Raw genomic sequence first — 18,379 nt, 5'->3', positions numbered from 1 at the left:
AACCAAACGGCGCGGGTTGACGTATTACAAACACACACAAACTCGCGCCGCGTTTGCTTGCCTGGGCCCGGCTAAAAGTATATAAATGCGAATAGTTCGCATTTTATTGATTCGCTCACGGCTCACATCATGAACCTCTCTATTCTCAAGCGCGGAGCGCGCGCCATCGTCGACAGCGTCGAAGGCCTGCACGCCAACGACGCTATTGCCCGCCGCTTGCGCGAGCTCGGTTTCGTGCGTGGTGAGCCGGTCACGGTGGTCGCTTTCGGCCCGCTGGGGGCGGAGACCATTGCCGTACAAGTCGGTTTCACGCGCTTTGCTCTGCGCCGCAGTGAGGCAGCCCGCGTACGTGTTTCACTCGCTGCCTGAAGACCCGCATGAGTACTGCCAATCCGGTTTTGCACGCGGCCCTGCTGGGCAATCCCAATTGCGGCAAAACCGCACTGTTCAATCGCCTCACCGGCAGCCGCCAGAAAGTGGCCAATTACGCCGGCGTCACCGTCGAGCGCAAGGAAGGCCAGCTGCAACTGCCCTCGGGCCGCAGTCTGCGCCTGCTCGATCTGCCCGGCGCCTACAGTCTCACTGCGACCAGCCCCGACGAGGCCGTCACCCGCGATGTGGTGATGGGCGCACGCAGCGATGAGGCACGCCCGGATCTGCTGATCTGCGTGGTGGACGCCACCAATCTGCGCCTGCACCTGCGTTTCGTCCTCGAACTGGCACGCCTGGGCCTGCCGATGCTGGTCTCGCTGAACATGATGGATGCGGCGCAAAAACGCGGCATCCGCATCGACCGCGAAAAGCTGCAAAGCCTGCTGGGCATGCCGGTGGTGGAAACCATCGCCGTGCGCAAGGACGGCGCTGCCGGCCTGCTCGCCGCACTCGATGGCCAGTGGCCGCCTGCACCACAGGCCCTGCCCGCCGATGCCGATCTGCACGAAGCGGTGCAAGGCCTGCTCAACGCTGCGGTGAGCGTGCCGCGCCGCACCGCCGAGATCGACGACGCGCTGGACCGCTGGACCCTGCACCCGGTAATCGGCATGCTGATCCTGGCGGCAGTGATGTTCCTCATGTTCCAGGCCGTGTTCAGCTGGGCTGGCCCCTTCCAGGATGGCATTGAAGCGGCCGTGGCGGCCAGCGGCACGCTGGTGGGTGATCTGCTGCCCGATGGCATGCTCAAGAGCCTGCTGGTCGATGGCGTGATTGCCGGCGTCGGCAGCGTGCTGGTGTTCCTGCCGCAGATCCTGCTGCTGTTCCTGTTCATCCTCTGCCTCGAAGAGTCCGGCTACCTGCCGCGTGCGGCCTTCCTGCTCGACCGCCTGATGCTCGCCTCCGGGCTCTCCGGGCGCGCCTTCATTCCGCTGCTGTCGAGCTTTGCCTGCGCCATTCCCGGCATCATGGCCACGCGCAGCATTCAGCATCCGCGCGATCGCCTGCTGACCATCATGGTCGCGCCGCTGATGACCTGCTCGGCACGTCTGCCGGTGTATGCGCTGCTGATCGGCGCCTTTGTGCCGGATCGCACCGTGCTGGGCGTGTTCGGTCTGCAAGGCTTGGTGCTGTTCGGCCTCTACATGGCCGGCATCGTCACCGCGCTGGCGGTGGCCTGGGTCGTCAAACGCTTTGGCAGCGGCCATGCGGATGTCGCCCTGCTGATGGAGCTGCCGTCCTGGCGCCTGCCAAACTGGCGCGATATCGGCATCGGCCTGATGGAGCGCGCCAGCATCTTCCTCAAGCGCGTCGGCGGCATCATCCTCGCGCTGTCGGTGCTGCTGTGGTTCCTCGCCAGCTTCCCGGCACCGCCGGCCGACTGGCATGGCACCGCCATCGAATACAGCTTTGCCGGCCATATCGGCCGCGCCATGCAGGTAATCTTTGCGCCGGTGGGTTTCAACTGGCAGATCTGCGTGGCGCTGATTCCCGGTCTGGCCGCACGTGAAGTGGCTGTCAGCGGCCTGGCGACGGTGTATGCCATCGGCAGCACAGCGGACGCCGAAGCAGCTCTGGCACCGCTGATTGCCAGCCAGTGGTCGCTGGGCACAGCGCTGGCCTTGATGGCCTGGTACATCTACGCACCGCAGTGTCTCTCCACCCTGGCCGTGATGCGCCGTGAAACGGGCTCCTGGCGCCCGGTCGGCATTGCTCTGGTCTACCTGTTCGGCCTGGCCTGGCTGGCCGCTTTCATCGCCAATCGCATCGGGATTCTGCTGTCATGAGCCTCTACGCCACGCTGGAACCGCTGATCGTCGGCGCTGCCGTGATTGCCTGTGCCCTGGTGGTCCTGCGCAAGCAGGCGCCACGCCTGTGGCTCAAGCTCAGCGGGCGCAGTGCAGCCGCCGCCTGTGGCAGCTGTGGCAGCGGCTGCGGCAACTGCAGCAGCGGCCCCACGCAGAGCACCGTACACCTCCACCGCAAGCCCTGAACGGGCGCGCGTCAGCCTGCGTCTGACAGCAGCTTTCGCTCAAGCTCCGCGCCAGAAATCCGATAAAACAGATACACGCGGCCGCTTGATGCCGCACTCTGAAGGATCGGCAAAATGGTCTTGTGGAACGGTTGTCCCATGTATGCCCCGCTCACCCCCGAGTACTACGCGATTCCGGGTACGCAGCGTTGCGTCTTTCGCATCATGCAGGAGCGCGGTGATACCCAGGCCTGGAACCTGTACTGGCTGTCCAAGCCGGAAACGGACTGTCTCTTGCTGCGCCACGACGAATGGTTCCAGCACTATCAGTCGCTCAGCCCGGATCAAACCCTGGCCTTCTACGAAGCGCTGGACACCGAGGTCATCAACCGTCTCTCGCTCGCCTCGGTCGTGGCCCTGCCCCCGCGCCAGGCAATTCCCCTCCTGGCCGCCGCGCGCCTGGAGCGCACGCGTTTCTACGCCCTCTTCGGGGGCGAAGTCTGGCGCCACACCATGCTCGGCCGCCTGTTCCTCGCAGCACGTCTTGAAGACAGCCACAGCAGCAAGCCGGAGACCGCCGCCGACATCGTGTGGATCGACTTCCATACGCGCCACCCGACGCTCAAGAACGGCACTTTGCATCACCATCGCTGAGCAGCCAAAAGTCTACATTGGAGTCTGCTTGATGATCGGTCACAGATCGCTCTGTGGCCGATTTTGTTTTGCGCGCAATGAAACATGCGGTGTGGTGCGCTTCGCTCAGAACACCCAGCATTTTATTACGCAGAAAACGGTATCCTTCAGCCGGGCTTACGCAGCCTGATGCCAGCGCCGCCCTGCTCCCTCTTTGCGAAATCGAGAAGACACAATGCCAGTATCTCCCACCCTCTCCAGCAGCGGACTCGTCAAGCTGATCGTGACAAGCGACGGGCAAGTGATTCCAGACCTCTCTTTCATGTCGGTGGAAATCATCACGGGCTACAACCGCATCCCCCGCTGCCTGATTTCAATCATGGACGGTGATGCGTCACAAGAGGAGTTTGCTGTCAGCGACTCGGATGTCTTCAAACCCGGCAAATCCATTGTCCTACAAGCTGGCTACGGAGCAGAAGCAGCCACCATTTTCGAAGGGATCGTGGTCCGCCACGGCTTGTCGATTGACAGCACAAACCATACGTTGCTGGAACTCGAATGCAGCAGCACAGCTTTGGCGATGACGGTCAGCCGACATTACGCCCACCACCACAATGAGACCGACGGCGAGGCAATCACAGCCTTGCTGAACAAGTACAGTCTCACCGCCGATGTCGACGCCACCGTAATCAGGCACCGGGAGCGGCTGCAGTACAACGCTAGCGATTGGGATTTCATGGTGGCACGCGCCGAGCAGAGCGGGCTGCTCGTGCTGGTCGAAGGCACAACGGTGACGGTAAAGGCTCCCGATACCTCCGCAACCCCGCCTCTGCAGGTCATCTACGGCACCGACATCATGGAATTCAAAGCCGAGCTAACCGAGCTGCCGGGCGAGCGCTTGGCTCATCTGAAAATCCCTGCCGGTCTGGACGCTGCGGAGCAGGAAGCCTGGACCAAGGCCACGCAGTTGAAGGCTGAGCTGTCCAGCCTGCGGGGACGCGTCAAGTTCCAGGGCTGCGCTCTGGCAAAGACCGGCACCACGCTACTGCTGGCAGGCGTCGGCAAGCGCTTTAACGGAACGGTGCTTGTCACCGGAGTGCGCCATGAGATCCGCGACGGAAACTGGATAAGCGAAGCGAGCTTCGGAATGGATCTGAAATGCTTCACCGAGCACCACTCAAAGACAGCGCCGCCCGCATCAAGCACCACAAGCAGCGTGAGCGGCCTGCAGATCGGCGATGCGATTGTCTCGAAGAGCCAGCTCAAGATCGAGTTCGACGACGAAAAGAAAATCCTGAGTCTTGCGACGCCCGGCGGGAACTCCATCGCCATCAGCGACGAGGGCAAATCCATCCTGCTTAAGGACCAGAACGGCAACACGGTTGAGCTGGGCAGCAGCGGAATCTCGCTCAACAGCCAGCAAAACATCAACATACAGGCTAAGGGCTCGATCACGCTGGAGGCCACCGGCAAGCTCGATCTGAAATCGACACAGGATTTTTCCGCGCACGGCCTCAACCTGAATCTCAACGCCGATATAGCATTGACCGCCAAAGGATCGGCCACCGCCGAACTCTCGGCCAGCGGCCAGACCACCATCAAGGGCGCGATGGTCATGATCAACTGACGAACAGAGACCGACACACATGCCAGCCGCCGCGCGCCTCACCGACATGCACACCTGCCCGATGGTGACCCCTGGCCTGCCGCCCATCCCGCACGTGGGCGGTCCGGTAGTGGGCCCAGGTGCGCCCACCGTTCTCATCGGGAGTCTGCCCGCCGCCGTGCTGGGTGACATGTGCGTCTGCGTCGGCCCACCCGACAGCATCGTGAAGGGATCCGCCACCGTCATGATCTGCGGCAAACCCGCCGCGCGCATGGGCGACACCACGGCTCATGGCGGCACCATCGTGCTGGGCTTGCCTACGGTGATGATTGGCGGGTAAACGCATAAAGCATTCGCGCATAGAGCCTTCATCCGACGCTCAAGGCGCAGGTGCAATAGCCGAAGGGCATTGCACCGACAAGTTACGGGAAACAAACTCGCACGCGGGTAACCACGCCAATATCCGGTGCAATGCGCTAACGCTTATTGCACCCAACGGGCTGGGCGAAACGACCTACGGAGAGAACATGCGCTCGACCATGTTGGAGGCTGTCGAGCGCGAGGTGGAACCCAGGCTAAAAGAAAGGGGCTTGTTAGCCCCATTTTTTCATCGCGTCTTTCGAGGCGCCTTGCTCTTAGCTTTTAGAGGCGCATGACGGCCTCCAGGTGGGTAGTTCGTCTCGAAATCTTGCGCGAGCTTTTTAAGCTCTTCGCCCGTTACGGAGGCGACTGTCGACTTGCTTGAAAATTGTAGCGTGCCCCACTCGTATTCGCGAATTTCAAATGAGGGAACCTCAAACGCCGCCTGTCGAAAGTGCTGCAGAGCGCCTTTAACTAGAGGTAGTTTATCTAAGAAATATTTAGCCGTCGTCTTGGTGGGGTCGCAACTAATGACTACCTTAATGTGACCATCAGGAGTCTTTGCTTCATACAGAGCCCTTAGCGCCTCATTTGTGTATTGAAACGGCGCCATATTTTTGCGCGGAGATGGCGTCATCGCAGCGATCTGCTCGGCAGACTGCTGTGGGATGTCGTCGTAGTTGATGTCTTCGTCCGGCATGTCTGCCAGAGCGCGCAACTCGTCAAGTGCGGAGGAAACGCTGTGCTTCATAGCTTTTTCGTTCCTGCTTGTCTGCCTTTCGGGCTGAAATAAGTCTATAGCGTTCATGGGTTTCATACTCTCTTATAGTGTAGCAGGCAAGCACGCAAACGCCACCAATCATGCCGATCGTTACAATTCTGTCCTCGTCATCTGCTTTATCTAGGCGCTCAATTCTTCTTTTGTCGTTGAAGATGCCCTGAGCTGTCTCAAAGCTAAGCTTGTGCTTCTCTTTGTTCTGGCTGTTCTTTTCCTCGTCCCACTCCACATCCATGACTGAAAGCCCTTGTCGTTGTGATGCCATTGTCGCTTGCTGAGCGTGGAGTCGCAACTGAACTATAAGGATAACGTCATGGCACCGCGTACCCCGGAACACAAGGCCGTAAGTCGGAATGATTGAATGTACGGAGGTCGGAAAAGCCGCAGGCGCCTTCCGACGTTTTCGCCTTTTAATTCAAGCCTTTACTCATCAAGAGCTCCCGAACGTCGGAAGGCGCTTCGCTTTTCCGACCTACTGCTGTCACGGCCCGAATGATGGATTTCCATGGCATACGCCGGCCAAGCAAGTAGCCTGGATGCAGGCGAAGCCGGAATCCGGGGGGTGTGAGGGTGAAAATCGCCCGGATTCCGCTGCGCTACATCCAGGCTACATCTTCACTGCGTACTACGGAACACTTCCCCACAAGGGCGGAACGCAAAGCAGCTCTGCCAATCCACTCCGCGTAGCCTGATGCCGATTGCCGCCCTGCGGGCGGCGGGCGGAACCTCCGGTGGAGTTCCGCCCTACTGCTATCACACAACAATGCCAAATGCATTCCTCCATCGCGAACCTCAATTCAAGACATTCATCCCGATGTGCGCTTCATTCAAAGCCATGGCCTACAAAAGAAAATCGGCCACAGATTGCTCTGTAGCCGATTAGCAGGCTGTCACGTCGGCGCTAGTTGAGGCGCTTTACACGCAACAGGCACAACGCCTTTTAATGCGTCGTCTTACTTCTTGCCCGCTTCCGGTGCTGCTGCCGGAGCCGGTGCCGGCTTGTTGATGGCCAGCAGTTCGACTTCGAAGTTGAGCGTCGCGCCCGGGGGGATCACTGCGCCAGCGCCGTTGTCGCCGTAGGCGATGGATGCCGGGCAGACCAGGCGAGCCTTGCCACCGACCTTCATCTTCTGCACGCCTTCACCCCAGCACTTGATCACGCCGCTGAGCGGGAATTCGATCGGCTCGCCGCGCTTGTAGGAGCTGTCGAACTCCTTGCCATCGATGAGGGTGCCACGGTAGTTGACCTTGACGGTATCGCTGGCTGCGGGATTGGGGCCGGTGCCTTCCTTGAGCGAGAAGTAGATCAGGCCGGATGCAGTCTTGACGGCGCCCGGTTCCTTGGCAGCCTTGTCGACAAAGGCCTTGCCAGCAGCCGCTTGCTTGCCGGCCAGCGCGGCACGGCGCGACTGGGCCAGTTGCTGGATCTTCGGGCCGTAGGTTTCGAGCTCGACGGCAGGCTTGTTGCCGGCGATCGAATCGCTGATGCCTTTCTTGACGATCTCCAGCTCCGCTGCCGTGGGCGAGAACGCCGACAGCTGCTGGCCGAGCAACAGGCCGGCAGCGTAAAGCGTCTTCTGGTCTTCGGTCATCTCGGCTGCCATGGCAGAGGACAGCGTGAAGACGGACAGCAGCACTACGAGAGTCTTGTTCATGGGTTTCCTAGTAAGAGGGGTGATAAGCGAGCAGCAATGCTACAGGATCATGCCTGCACCGACCGTGTTGTTGCTCGACTCGTCAATGATAATGAAAGCGCCCGTCGCACGGTTTGCCGCATAGGGGTCGGCAAAGACCGGCTGTGCCAGTTTCCAGCCGACGCGGGCGATGTCGTTCATGGCCAGCGCCGTGGCATCGACATGCTCTTGCGAGTTCACGTCGATCTTGTAGGCGATGCCGGTGAGCTTGGCCTTGGTGCTGCGCGTAGTGTGGCGGATCAGGTAGGTGCGCGCCGGTGACAGCGGCGTCTCCGACAGCCAGCAGACCATCGCATTGATCTCCTTTTGCTGGGCCGGCACATCGCTGCTCTTGACCAGCATATCGCCGCGCGAGATGTCGATCTCGTCTTCGAGCAGAAGGGTGATCGACTGCTCGGCCAGGCCTTCGGCAATATCGACGCCACCGATCTGCACCGCCTTGACGCGGCTTTCGCGGCCATTGGGCAGCGCAGTGAGCAGATCACCGACCTTCACCGAGCCGGATTCGACACGGCCCTGGAAGCCACGGTAATCATGCAGCTCAGGATTGGCCGAATCCTGCGGACGACAGACGTACTGCACCGGGAAGCGGAACGCTTCGGAACCCTGGGCGTGAGCGGCCGGCGCAGCTTCGAGCAGCTCCAGCAGGGTCGGGCCCTGGTACCAGCTCATGGTCTCCGAACGATCAACGAGGTTGTCGCCATTGAGTGCCGACATCGGGATGAACTGGATGTCGCGACCGTCGTTGAACAGCCCCATCTTGGCGATGAAAGCCTTGTAGTCGGCAACGATGGCATCGAACTTGGCTTGGTCGTGGTCGATCAGGTCCATCTTGTTCACCGCCACCACGACGTGGGGGATGTTCACCAGATGCGCCAGATAGCTGTGGCGACGGGTCTGCGTCAGCACGCCCTTGCGCGCATCGATGAGGATGATCGCCAGATCGGCCGTCGAAGCCGCCGTAACCATGTTGCGCGTGTACTGCTCGTGGCCCGGTGCGTCAGCGATGATGTACTTGCGCGTACCGGTGCTGAAGTAGCGATAGGCCACGTCGATGGTGATGCCCTGCTCGCGCTCGGCCTGCAGACCGTCGGTGAGCAGGGACAGGTCGACCGCTTCCATGCCGCGCTTGGCCGAGGTCTTCTCGATGGCGTTGAGCGTGTCAGCGAGGATGGTCTTGGTGTCGTAGAGCAGGCGCCCGATCAGGGTGCTCTTGCCATCGTCCACGCTGCCGCAGGTCATGAAGCGCAGCAAGCCGTTGTCTTGAATGTTTTCGTGTGCAGACATTTTTAAAACCTTTTCACCGCAAAGGCGCGGAGGAAACGCGAAGGGCCGCAAAGAATCCCTCTGGTTTGACCTCAGCACCTATTTTCAATTCATTCCTACTCTCGATCCGCACAAAACCTTTGCGGCCCTTTACATCCCTTCGCGCCTGTGCGGTGAAGGAGTTCAGAAATACCCTTCTTTCTTCCGTTGCTCCATCGAGGCTTCGGAAGTCTGATCGTCGAGGCGCGTGGCGCCGCGTTCAGTAATCGTGGTGGTGGCAGTTTCGACGACGATCTTCTCAACCGTGTCGGCATCCGAGGGCACCGGCGCCGTGCAGGGAATGTCGCCCACCGTGCGGAAGCGTACTTCCATATTGATGATCTCTTCGCCCGCTTTCGGCTGGTTGAGCACTTCACCGCTGGCCAGTTCAACATTGACCGGCATGATCGCGCCCTGACGCATCACCACCGGACGCGTGTGAGCAAAGTAGATCGAGGGCAGTTCGAGCTTTTCGCGCTCGATGTATTGCCACACGTCCATCTCGGTCCAGTTGCTGATCGGGAAGGCGCGAATGTTTTCGCCCTTGTGCACGCGGGCGTTGTAGAGGCTCCACAGCTCGGGACGCTGGTTCTTCGGGTCCCAGGAACCGAACTCGTCGCGGAAGCTCATCACGCGTTCTTTGGCACGCGCCTTCTCTTCGTCGCGACGCGCACCGCCGATACAGGCATCGAACTCGAATTCGGCAATCGCTTCGAGCAGGGTCACCGCCTGATGCTTGTTGCGCGACTCATCCGGCGACTTGAGCACCACGGTGCCGCGCTTCATCGAGTCTTCGACCGAACGCACGATCAGGCGCTCGCCCAGCTCGGCCGCGCGCTTGTCGCGGAACTCGACGACTTCCTTGTAGTTGTGGCCGGTGTCGATGTGCATCAGCGGGAAGGGAAACTTGCCCGGGCGGAAGGCCTTTTCGGCCACGCGCAGCATGCAGATCGAATCCTTGCCGCCCGAGAACAGCAGCACCGGACGTTCGCACTGGCCGGCCACCTCGCGCATGATGTGGATCGCCTCGGCTTCAAGCCAGTCGAGGTGGGAGAGGGTTTGTTTGGTCAAAGTCGTCATAAATTCATCGTCACCGCAAAGGCGCAAAGGACACGCAAAGGGCCGCAAAGAAGCCCGGCAAATCCTTCAAACCATCCATACAAACAGCCTGATCAGCGCCGCAGAACAGCTTTGCGGCCCTTTGCATCCCTTCACGCCTGGGCGGTGAAGGGCTTGCCAGCAATTCACTTTTTCACGTGCAAACCGCACTCTTTCAGAGTCGGATCTTGGCTCCACAAAGCGCTTTGCAATGTTGCCTTGTTCCGCCGAACCCCGGCCAACTGCGGACTGCGCGCTTCATTTGGCATGAAGCCCGCATTCCTTGCTGTCCGGGTTTTCCCACCACCAGCGGCCGGCGCGGACGTCTTCGCCGACAGCAATCGCCCGCGTACAGGGCGCACAACCGATGCTGGGATAGAACTGGTCATGCAGGGCGTTGTACGGCACGCCATGGATGCGGAGATACGCCCACACCTCCTGCTCGCTCCAGTCCGAGAGCGGATTGTACTTCTCCAGGCCGTTGCCATCGTCAAATTGACGCACCGGCAGGTCGGCGCGGGTCATGCTCTGGGCGGCGCGCATGCCGGTCACCCAGGCGCCCTTGCCGGCCAGCGCACGGCGCAGCGGCTCGACCTTGCGCACCTGACAGCAGGCTTTGCGAAGCTCGACCGAGTCGTAGAAGGCATTGATGCCGTGCGTACGCACGTACTGCTCGACAGCACCGCTTTGCGGGAAGAAGACCTTCAGCTTGGTCGCGTACTGCTGCTCGACCTCCCCCATCAAGGTGTAGGTCTCGGCCGGCAGGCGGCCCGTGTCGAGCGAGAAGATCTCGATCGGCAGGTTTTCCTTGAGGATGATGTCGGTCAGCACCATGTCTTCGGCGCCGAAGCTGTTGGCAAAGGTCACCGCGCCGTGCAGGGCGGCGGCCGCATGCAGCAACTCGGCAACCTGGGTGCGCTTGATGGCGACGGTGGCGCGCAGCGCGTCGCTCAGCTCCGGGCTGGTCGCCGGATTGGCCGCGCGCGGCTTGAGGAAGGAGACTGTCTCTGCCATATCAGCCTCGCGCGTGGCGACGCCACAGCGGTTGATCAATCACCGTCGCGCCCTGGTAGGGCTCGCTGAAGTCCTTGAGCGAGGCCAGCGCATCGGCCGCCGAGCGGTCAGCGCGGATTTCGAAGGCATCAAAACCGCAGCGCTTGAGGAAGAACAGCTGGTCGCGCAGCACATCGCCGATGGCGCGCAGCTCGCCCTTGAAGCCGAAACGGCTGCGCAGCAGCGCAGCGCTGGAGTAAGCACGGCCGTCGGCAAAGCGCTCGATGTGGATGACGATCAGCGGCAGCGCCGACAGATCCGCCTGTGCGGCGGCCAGGTCTTCGACCAGCTCGTGACTCTCCAGCCAGACGCCGATCTCGCCGGCGGCGATGCGTGCCGCGAGGTCTTCGCGGCGCGCCAGGAAGACCGGCAGCGGCAGCACGATCTGGCCGGCCGGCAGCTCGGTCGCGGCGATCTGCTCGGCGCTGGCACTGGCCACGCCGGTCAGCTTGAACAGCACGACCTTGCCGGCCTGCTTCTTCACCTCTTCCTGCGCGGCAGGCAGGCGCACCAGCTGCCAGCTGTCCGCGCTGACGATGTGGGCGTCCGCGCCCTGCAGTTTGATCAGATTGCTCATGCTTTAAGCCTCCACTTTCTGCTTGCCCGGCTGGCGGTCAGCATAGACGCGGTCTTTGAACGGTGCCGCGCCGATGCGGCGCACGGTGTCGATGAAGCGCTCTTCCGGCGTGCGGTTGTCGACATACACGTCGATCAGGCGCTGCACCACGCCGGCCACTTCATGGGCGGCAAAAGACGGGCCGATCACGTCGCCCAGGCTGGCGTCATTGCCCTGCTTGCCACCGATGGAAACCTGATACCACTCACTATCGCCCTTGTCGACGCCGAGGATGCCGATGTGGCCGACATGGTGATGACCGCAGGAATTCATGCAGCCGGAGATGTTCAGCTCCAGCTCGCCGATGTCGTGCTGGTAATCGAGATCGTCGAACTGGCGCTGCACGGCCTCGGCAATCGGGATGCTCTTGGCGTTGGCCAGATCGCAGAAATCGCCGCCCGGGCAGCAAATGATGTCGGTGATCAGGCCGATGTTCGGCGTCGCCAGCCCCGCCGCCTTGGCCGTTTGCCACAGCGCGTAGAGATCGCCGAGCTTGACGTCGGCGAGGATGATGTTCTGCTCATGCGAGTTGCGCAGTTCGCCGAAGCTGTACTGGTCGGCCAGATCAGCCACCAGATCGAGCTGCTTGTCGGTGATGTCACCCGGCGCGATACCGGTGGTCTTCAGCGACAGGGTCACGGCGCGATAGCCGGCGACCTTGTGCGCATGCACATTGCGCTTGACCCAGTTGGCGAAGGCCTTGTCTTCGGCCAGCTTGGCGTCGAAGCCGGCATCGCTGGCGGGCAGGGTTTCATAGGCCGGCGCGGTGAAGAACTGCGCGACGCGGTCGAACTCGGCTTGCGTAATGGTGTTCGGGCCATCCTTGTGGAACGCCCATTCGGCTTCGACCTGGCGCTTGAACTCGGCCAGACCCAGCGCCTTGACGAGGATCTTGATGCGCGCCTTGTAGATGTTGTCGCGGCGGCCCCAGCGGTTATAGACGCGAATGATGGCGTCGCAATAGGTCAGCAGATGCTGCCAGGGCAGCGCTTCCTCGATGACTTCGCCAAGGATGGGCGTGCGGCCCAGACCGCCGCCAACCCACACCTTGATCAGCAGCGCGCCCGCGGCGTCACGATAGAACTCCAGACCGATGTCGTGCATCTGCACCACGGCGCGGTCATTGCTCGAACCGCTGACGGCGAACTTGAACTTGCGCGGCAGCAGCGCGAATTCGGGGTGGAAGGTGCTCCACTGGCGGATGATTTCGGCCAGCGGGCGCGGATCGACCACCTCGTCAGGCGCGATGCCGGCGAATTGGTCGGTGGTTACGTTGCGGATGCAATTGCCCGAGGTCTGGATGGCGTGCATCTCGACCTCGGCCAGCTCTTCGAGGATGTCAGGCACGCGGGCGAGCTCGGGCCAGTTGAACTGGAAATTCTGCCGCGTCGAGACGTGGGCATAACCCTTGTCGTAAGTGCGGGCGATGTGCGCCAGCTTGCGGATCTGCGTCGAATTGAGCATGCCGTACGGCACGGCCACGCGCAGCATCGGCGCATAGCGCTGGATGTAGAGGCCGTTCTGCAGGCGCAGCGGCTTGAACTCGTCGCCGCTCAGCTCGCCGGCGAGGAAGCGCCGGGTCTGGTCACGAAACTGTGCGACACGCTCGCGCACAAGCTGCTGGTCAAAGGCATCGTATTTGTACATGACAACTCTCTTTCGCGAATTCAGTGCGCCGCAATGAGCTTGGCGCCGATCAGCACCAGCATGCCAGCAAGAATGGGGCGCAATACTTTTTCCGGCACCTTGGCCGAAATATGGCTGCCGATCCAGATGCCGGGCAGGGAGCCGATCAGCAGACTACCCAGCAAAATCCAGTCGATACCGCCCAGCAGCCAGTGGCCAAAGCCCGCCACCATGGTCAGCGGCACCGCATGGGCGATGTCCGAACCGACGATGCGGTGTGCCGGCAGGTGCGGATACAGGAAGAACAAAGCTGTCACTCCCAGTGCCCCCGCGCCCACCGAGGAAATGGTCACCAGTACGCCAAGCAGGGCGCCGGTGAACACGGTCAGCCAGAAGGTACGACGCGGATTGGGCTTGGCCGGCGCGTGGCGCTGGGCAAAGGCCTGGATGCGCTGACGGAAGATCAGCGAGACGGCGGTGAGCAACAAGGCAATGCCCAGCGACAGGGAGATCAAGCCCTTGGCATCACCCAGACCACCGGGGAAAAAGGTCTGCATCGCCCACAGGGTCAGCGCTGCCGCCGGCAGCGAACCGCAGGCCAGCGAACGCGCGATGGCCCAATCCACCGTGCCCTTGAGACTGTGCGCCAGGGTGCCGCCGGCCTTGGTGATCGAGGCGTAGAGCAGATCGGTGCCAACCGCTACAGCAGGGCTGACGCCGAACAGCAGCACCAGCAGCGGCGTCATCAGCGAACCGCCGCCCACGCCGGTCAAACCGACGATGGTGCCCACGGTAAAGCCGGCAACCGGATAGAGGATATTCATGATTGGTACAAGCAGGACAAGCCGGGAAGCATGGATCATAGCCGCCCGCTTGGCAAACCGGCACCCGCCTGCCGCTTACACCAATAGAAGAAAAAGTAATACACGGCGCGCTGCGGCGCCCGGAGCAAACGCCGCCGGGCTGCCGCAAACGCCGGCTGGGGCGCCTTAGACGATCACGCCGCCATCGACCACCAGCTCCTGCCCGGTGATGTTGCGCCCGCCCTCGCCGGCGAGGAAGCGCACCATCTCGACGATGTCGCCGGTTTCATTGGGGCGCTTGAGCGCCGTGCCCATGTCGGCAATGTAGCGCTCGAGGATCACATCTTCGCTGACGCCCTGATCCAGCGCCTGCGCCGCCCAGCGCTTGCGCATGCGATCAACCGCAATCGGGCCGGGCGCGATCAGATTGGCGGTGACGCCGTATTCGCCGACCTCAAGCGCGGCGCTGCGCGTCAGACCCCGCAGTGCCCACTTCGAGGTGGCATAGCTGGCGCGCCCTGCGCGGCCGCGCATGCCGTGGGTGCCACCGATGTTGATGACGCGGCCACGACCATGGCGACACATCACCGGCAGCAGATAGGACATGGTCAGAAAGGGGCCACGCAGATTGGTGGACATCACCGAATCGAAGTCCTCCACGCCCAGCTCGCCAATCGGGTCGCCCAGCGGGCCGGGGATGCCGGCGGCGTTGACCAGGATGTCCACACGCTGGCCGGACCACTCCAGCAAGCTTGCCATGGCCTGCTTGACCGCCGCTTCATCACGCAGATCGGCATTGAGGATCAAGACCCGCGCGCCGGCCTGGGTGATCTGGCGGGCGGTTTCTTCCAGCTCCTGCGAGCGCCGACCGAGGATGGCCACATCGCAACCGTCCTGCGCCAGGGCGATGGCGATATGTCGGCCGGTGCCGCTGCTGGCGCCGGTGACCAGAGCAATCTGCTTGTTCATGATGAAGTTCTTCCTTATGCCACGGGCACAAAAAACGGGGATTTGACCTTGGCCTGGGTCTTGTAGATCGAGCTGCCGGCACTGGAGGGGAAAGGCAGCTTGACCGGATTGACCTCGACACGCGCATGACTGCTCGGCTCGCCATGGACGATGCGCGAGTTGTATTCGTCCCAATCGACCGAGTAGAACAACGGGTAAGCATCGGTCGCGGCGTATTCGAGGAACAGGATGCGGCGCGGTGCGCTGGAGCGATTGGCGCCCGAGCCGTGGATGGTCATCGGGTGGTGGAAGGAGATGGTGCCGGGACCGCCGACCAGGGACACGGCCGGGCTCAGATCCAGCCCGGTCTTCTCGACATCGATGGCGCCGACAAAGCCCAGCTCCGGATCATGGTGCTCGTACAGCGGGCCCAGATGGCTGCCGGGAATCACCTGCATGGCGCCATTGCCTTCACGCGTCTCGTCGAGCATCACCGAGACCACGCAGGTCGACATATTGGTGTGCGGCGCAAAAGCCCAGTCCTGGTGCCATTGCAGCGGCGAACCAGCCAGCGCCGACTTCATGTTGATCTTGCTGTGGCTCAGGCGCAGGTTCTCGCCGCACAGGCGCTGCACCAGGGGCATGATCTTGGGGTGGCGGGCCAGCGCGAAATAGTAGGGATCGACGCGATGCGGCTTCTTGATGCGCTGGATCAGCGGCGCCTCGGGCGTGTGGCCGCTCTCGAAGTCGAACACCGCGTTCTCTTCGCTGAGGCCACGCGCCTGTTCGCTGATGCGGTCGGTGGTGGCGCGCAGCGCGGCGATCTCGTCCGCGTCCAGTGCGGCGGGCAGGATGACGTAGCCGTCACGCTGGTATTGCTCGAATAACTGTTCAATGTCCATTCTGCTGCTTTCCTTGTTGTTGGCTGTGTTGAGCGTGCGTCCGCGACGCCAGCGCTTCAATCTGCAGGTCGGTCACCACCATGTGTGCCTGGTGATGCGTAATGCACAGCGGCAGACCTGCATGCAGCGCTGCGAGCTGGGCGGTTGCACCACACGCCCAGAAAACCGGAACTTCGTCGTCCTGTAACTGCGTAAGCCCATGCCCGCCGTAGGACTGCGACAGGTCAGTAATGCCGATTGCCGCCGGATCACCGATATGCACCGGCGCGCCGTGAAACATCGGGTAGCGCGCCGACACCTCGGCCGCACGCTCAACATCCGCCGCGCGCAGCGCACGCATCGACACCACCAGCGGCCCCTTGAACGGGCCGGCGCTGCGCGTCTGCAGCGTGGTGACATACATCGCCGAGACATTGCCTTCATCGAGATGACGCAGGCGGATGCCGTGCTGGAGCAGCAGGCGCTCGAAAGAGAACGAGCAGCCGAGCACGAAGGCGACCAGATCCTCACGCCACTCGCTGCGCACGTCCTGCGGCGTGGCGCACAGCACGCCATCACGGAACACCATGTAACCGCCGACATCGCTGCGCAGATCAAGATCCGCCGCGAGCGCCGGAATGCCGACCGCACCGGGCGCGGAGCGTCCGAGCAGGGGCAAGGCCTGCGCATTGCGTGCGCAGAACTCGGCAAAATCATCGGCCTGCGCCTGCGGCACGACCATCAGATTGCCCTGCACGTAGTCGCGTGCCAGCAGATTGGTGAAGCCACGGTAGGCGCCACTGCGGATCGCCGCACGCACCGCAGGCGGCGTGGCCAGATCGAGGGCAGGCAAGGTCTCGGTCATGGCGCGATGAACTGCACGGTGACGGTGAACACATGCTCGGCCGCGCCGACCCAGGCGTCCGCCGGCATCGCCGGATAGCTGCCACCGGCGACGATGGACACCGCCTTCTTGTCGAGAATCGGCGAACCGGCCGAGCGCTCGACCTGCACATCCGACACCGCACCGGCGCGCGACAGCACGAAGCGCACGATGGTCGAACCCTCAGGCCGCAAGCGACGCGCATCACCCGAAGTCGGATATTCCGTAATCGAGCGGATGTAGGCGCGCAGCTTGGCGACGTAGCTGTTCTCCACGCTGGCGTTCTGCGCCGGTGCTGCGGGCGGTGGGGGTGGCGTCGGTGTCGGCGGCGTCACCGGCGCTGCAACCGGCGGCGGCGGTGGCGGCACCGGCACTGGCGAGGGCACCGGTGAAGGCGCGGGCGGCGGCGGTGTGGGCGTCGCTACCGGCTTGGGCAAGGCCACCGCTTTCGGTGGCGGGGTGACCGGCTTGGGCGGCTCCGGCTTGACCGGCTTGGGCTCGGGCGGTTCGGTCAGCGCCACGATGGGCGCGTCATCAACCGGCAATTGCGGTGGCGGTGGCTCGACGCTCTTGGGCGTCAGGACCATCAGCAGCACCGCCAGGGCGGTGCCGACTGCGGCCGTCACCAAGCTGCCACGCTCTGCCGGATCAACAGTGATAGCTAGAGTGCTCACGGATTGCGCTTGGTAATGATGGATGCGGCAGGCATGCCCGCAATCTTCAGTTGATCGAGGACGTCGACAAGGCTTTGCAGATTCGACTGTGAATCGCCGGCGATGATGATCATCGGCTTGCGCTCGCCGGCGATGCTCTTCAGACGCGTCGCCAGCTCCAACAGCGGCGTTGCCACGCCATCGACATAAACCTTGCCTTCATGATCGACCGTGACCGTGATGCGCAGCGGCTCGTCTTTCAGCGCGCTGGGCTGGGAGGAACCAGGCAGCGCGACCTTCATGCCCAGTGCCGGCAGCACATTGGTGCTGATCAGCACGAAGAAGACGAGCAGGAACATCATCACATCGATCATCGGAATGATCTCGATGCGCGCCTTGCGCTCACGGCGTTGCGGGAAGTTTCTCATTGCGGACTCCGGCGCTTCAGACCGTGGTTTCGAGCAGGAAGCTCTTGAAGTCGTCGGTCAGGCGCTCACCGAGGCGGTGCAGCACGTTGTGGCCGATCAGACCGTAGAGCGCGGTGCCGATACCGATGGCCGTCGCGAACAGCGCTGAACCGATGCCACGACTGACCGCGCCGGGGTCCGAGATACCACCGGCGGACAGCGCATGGAAGGTATCCATGATGCCCAGGATGGTCCCCAGCAGCCCCAGCAGCGGCGCCGCCGTGACGATGGTGTCGAGAATCCACAAGCCGCGATTGACCTTGCTGTCGACCCGCAGGAACAGCGCCGAGGACAAGTCCTCGATGCGTTCCCGCGACACGCCACCCTTGCTTTGCACGCTGACGTATTCCTGCATCGACATGGTGAGCACATCGCTCGCCGCCGCCAGCTGCGGCAGCGGCCGGGCGGAGTCGGCACTGACCGCCGCGGCAATCGCCTTGGCGATGCTGCGGCTGCGCATGCTCAGATGCACGTAATAAACGAAGCGCTCGATGATGACAAATGTCAGGAGTACGACACCGGCGTAAAGCAGGTTGATCGAAGCGGCGTGTAGTGTTTCTTGACTGATCGACAT

At 62.4% G+C, this 18,379-nt stretch carries 21 protein-coding genes; 6 read left to right on the top strand and 15 right to left on the bottom strand.

Annotation, left to right across the window (positions count from 1 at the left end; translation table 11 throughout):
* The first annotated feature begins 129 nt into the window (after positions 1-129).
* The 6 genes from ABDB84_RS16330 (at position 130) to ABDB84_RS16305 (ending at position 4,980) form a co-directional block, all read left to right on the top strand.
* Positions 130-369, top strand: coding sequence for a FeoA family protein (locus ABDB84_RS16330; protein ID WP_345920827.1), 240 nt, complete (start codon positions 130-132; stop codon positions 367-369).
* 8 nt (positions 370-377) lie between these two features.
* Positions 378-2,216, top strand: coding sequence for a ferrous iron transporter B (gene feoB, locus ABDB84_RS16325; protein ID WP_345920826.1), 1,839 nt, complete (start codon positions 378-380; stop codon positions 2,214-2,216).
* Positions 2,213-2,422, top strand: coding sequence for a DUF6587 family protein (locus tag ABDB84_RS16320; RefSeq protein ID WP_345920825.1), 210 nt, complete (start codon positions 2,213-2,215; stop codon positions 2,420-2,422). Before feoB ends, ABDB84_RS16320 begins: the two co-directional genes overlap by 4 nt.
* A 138-nt stretch (positions 2,423-2,560) precedes the next feature.
* On the top strand, positions 2,561-3,055 hold the full coding sequence (locus ABDB84_RS16315) for a hypothetical protein (RefSeq protein WP_345920824.1): 495 nt from the start codon (positions 2,561-2,563) through the stop codon (positions 3,053-3,055).
* A gap of 214 nt (positions 3,056-3,269) precedes the next feature.
* The gene (locus ABDB84_RS16310) at positions 3,270-4,661 is read left to right on the top strand and encodes a phage late control D family protein (protein WP_345920823.1); all 1,392 of its coding nucleotides are present in this window, start codon (positions 3,270-3,272) and stop codon (positions 4,659-4,661) included.
* A gap of 19 nt (positions 4,662-4,680) precedes the next feature.
* Positions 4,681-4,980 (top strand): PAAR domain-containing protein, encoded by a 300-nt coding sequence (locus ABDB84_RS16305; RefSeq protein WP_345920822.1) that lies wholly within the window; start codon positions 4,681-4,683, stop codon positions 4,978-4,980.
* 267 nt (positions 4,981-5,247) lie between these two features.
* Here ABDB84_RS16305 and ABDB84_RS16300 read toward each other — a convergent pair whose 3' ends face one another.
* The 15 genes from ABDB84_RS16300 to ABDB84_RS16230 form a co-directional block, all read right to left on the bottom strand.
* Complete coding sequence (locus tag ABDB84_RS16300) at positions 5,248-5,751, bottom strand: hypothetical protein (protein WP_345920821.1); 504 nt, start codon at positions 5,749-5,751, stop codon at positions 5,248-5,250.
* A complete protein-coding gene (locus ABDB84_RS16295) occupies positions 5,723-6,043 on the bottom strand; it encodes a BrnT family toxin (RefSeq protein WP_345920820.1) in 321 nt (106 codons plus the stop codon). The genes ABDB84_RS16300 and ABDB84_RS16295 overlap by 29 nt, the downstream gene beginning before the upstream one ends.
* 688 nt (positions 6,044-6,731) lie before the next feature.
* Positions 6,732-7,433, bottom strand: coding sequence for an FKBP-type peptidyl-prolyl cis-trans isomerase (locus ABDB84_RS16290; RefSeq protein ID WP_345920819.1), 702 nt, complete (start codon positions 7,431-7,433; stop codon positions 6,732-6,734).
* Between the two features lie 39 nt (positions 7,434-7,472).
* Positions 7,473-8,759: a sulfate adenylyltransferase subunit 1 gene (locus ABDB84_RS16285; RefSeq protein WP_345920818.1), complete on the bottom strand. Its 1,287-nt coding sequence runs from the start codon at positions 8,757-8,759 to the stop codon at positions 7,473-7,475.
* A 162-nt stretch (positions 8,760-8,921) separates the two neighbouring features.
* Positions 8,922-9,857 (bottom strand): sulfate adenylyltransferase subunit CysD, encoded by a 936-nt coding sequence (gene cysD, locus ABDB84_RS16280; RefSeq protein WP_345920817.1) that lies wholly within the window; start codon positions 9,855-9,857, stop codon positions 8,922-8,924.
* A 276-nt stretch (positions 9,858-10,133) separates the two neighbouring features.
* Entirely contained in the window at positions 10,134-10,889 is a 756-nt protein-coding gene (locus ABDB84_RS16275) for a phosphoadenylyl-sulfate reductase (protein ID WP_345920816.1), read from the bottom strand.
* Position 10,890: 1 nt separating this feature from the next.
* Positions 10,891-11,505 carry a DUF934 domain-containing protein gene (locus ABDB84_RS16270; protein ID WP_345920815.1) on the bottom strand — a complete coding sequence of 205 codons (615 nt, stop codon included), beginning with the start codon at positions 11,503-11,505 and terminating at the stop codon, positions 10,891-10,893.
* A gap of 3 nt (positions 11,506-11,508) precedes the next feature.
* A complete protein-coding gene (locus ABDB84_RS16265) occupies positions 11,509-13,191 on the bottom strand; it encodes a nitrite/sulfite reductase (protein ID WP_345920814.1) in 1,683 nt (560 codons plus the stop codon).
* 20 nt (positions 13,192-13,211) lie between these two features.
* Positions 13,212-13,994 (bottom strand): sulfite exporter TauE/SafE family protein, encoded by a 783-nt coding sequence (locus ABDB84_RS16260; RefSeq protein WP_345920813.1) that lies wholly within the window; start codon positions 13,992-13,994, stop codon positions 13,212-13,214.
* 165 nt (positions 13,995-14,159) lie between these two features.
* Positions 14,160-14,942 carry an SDR family NAD(P)-dependent oxidoreductase gene (locus ABDB84_RS16255; protein WP_345920812.1) on the bottom strand — a complete coding sequence of 261 codons (783 nt, stop codon included), beginning with the start codon at positions 14,940-14,942 and terminating at the stop codon, positions 14,160-14,162.
* 14 nt (positions 14,943-14,956) lie between these two features.
* Complete coding sequence (locus ABDB84_RS16250; protein ID WP_345920811.1) at positions 14,957-15,823, bottom strand: phytanoyl-CoA dioxygenase family protein; 867 nt, start codon at positions 15,821-15,823, stop codon at positions 14,957-14,959.
* On the bottom strand, positions 15,813-16,667 hold the full coding sequence (locus ABDB84_RS16245) for a putative hydro-lyase (protein ID WP_345920810.1): 855 nt from the start codon (positions 16,665-16,667) through the stop codon (positions 15,813-15,815). The genes ABDB84_RS16250 and ABDB84_RS16245 overlap by 11 nt, the downstream gene beginning before the upstream one ends.
* Positions 16,664-17,359, bottom strand: coding sequence for a TonB family protein (locus tag ABDB84_RS16240; RefSeq protein ID WP_345920809.1), 696 nt, complete (start codon positions 17,357-17,359; stop codon positions 16,664-16,666). The genes ABDB84_RS16245 and ABDB84_RS16240 overlap by 4 nt, the downstream gene beginning before the upstream one ends.
* Positions 17,356-17,766 (bottom strand): ExbD/TolR family protein, encoded by a 411-nt coding sequence (locus ABDB84_RS16235; protein ID WP_345920808.1) that lies wholly within the window; start codon positions 17,764-17,766, stop codon positions 17,356-17,358. The genes ABDB84_RS16240 and ABDB84_RS16235 overlap by 4 nt, the downstream gene beginning before the upstream one ends.
* 16 nt (positions 17,767-17,782) lie before the next feature.
* Positions 17,783-18,379, bottom strand: coding sequence for a MotA/TolQ/ExbB proton channel family protein (locus tag ABDB84_RS16230; protein ID WP_345920807.1), 597 nt, complete (start codon positions 18,377-18,379; stop codon positions 17,783-17,785).

The organism is Uliginosibacterium sediminicola, from assembly GCF_039631295.1.
Classification (GTDB): domain Bacteria; phylum Pseudomonadota; class Gammaproteobacteria; order Burkholderiales; family Rhodocyclaceae; genus Viridibacterium; species Viridibacterium sediminicola.
This window is presented reverse-complemented; position numbering and strand designations above follow the sequence as displayed.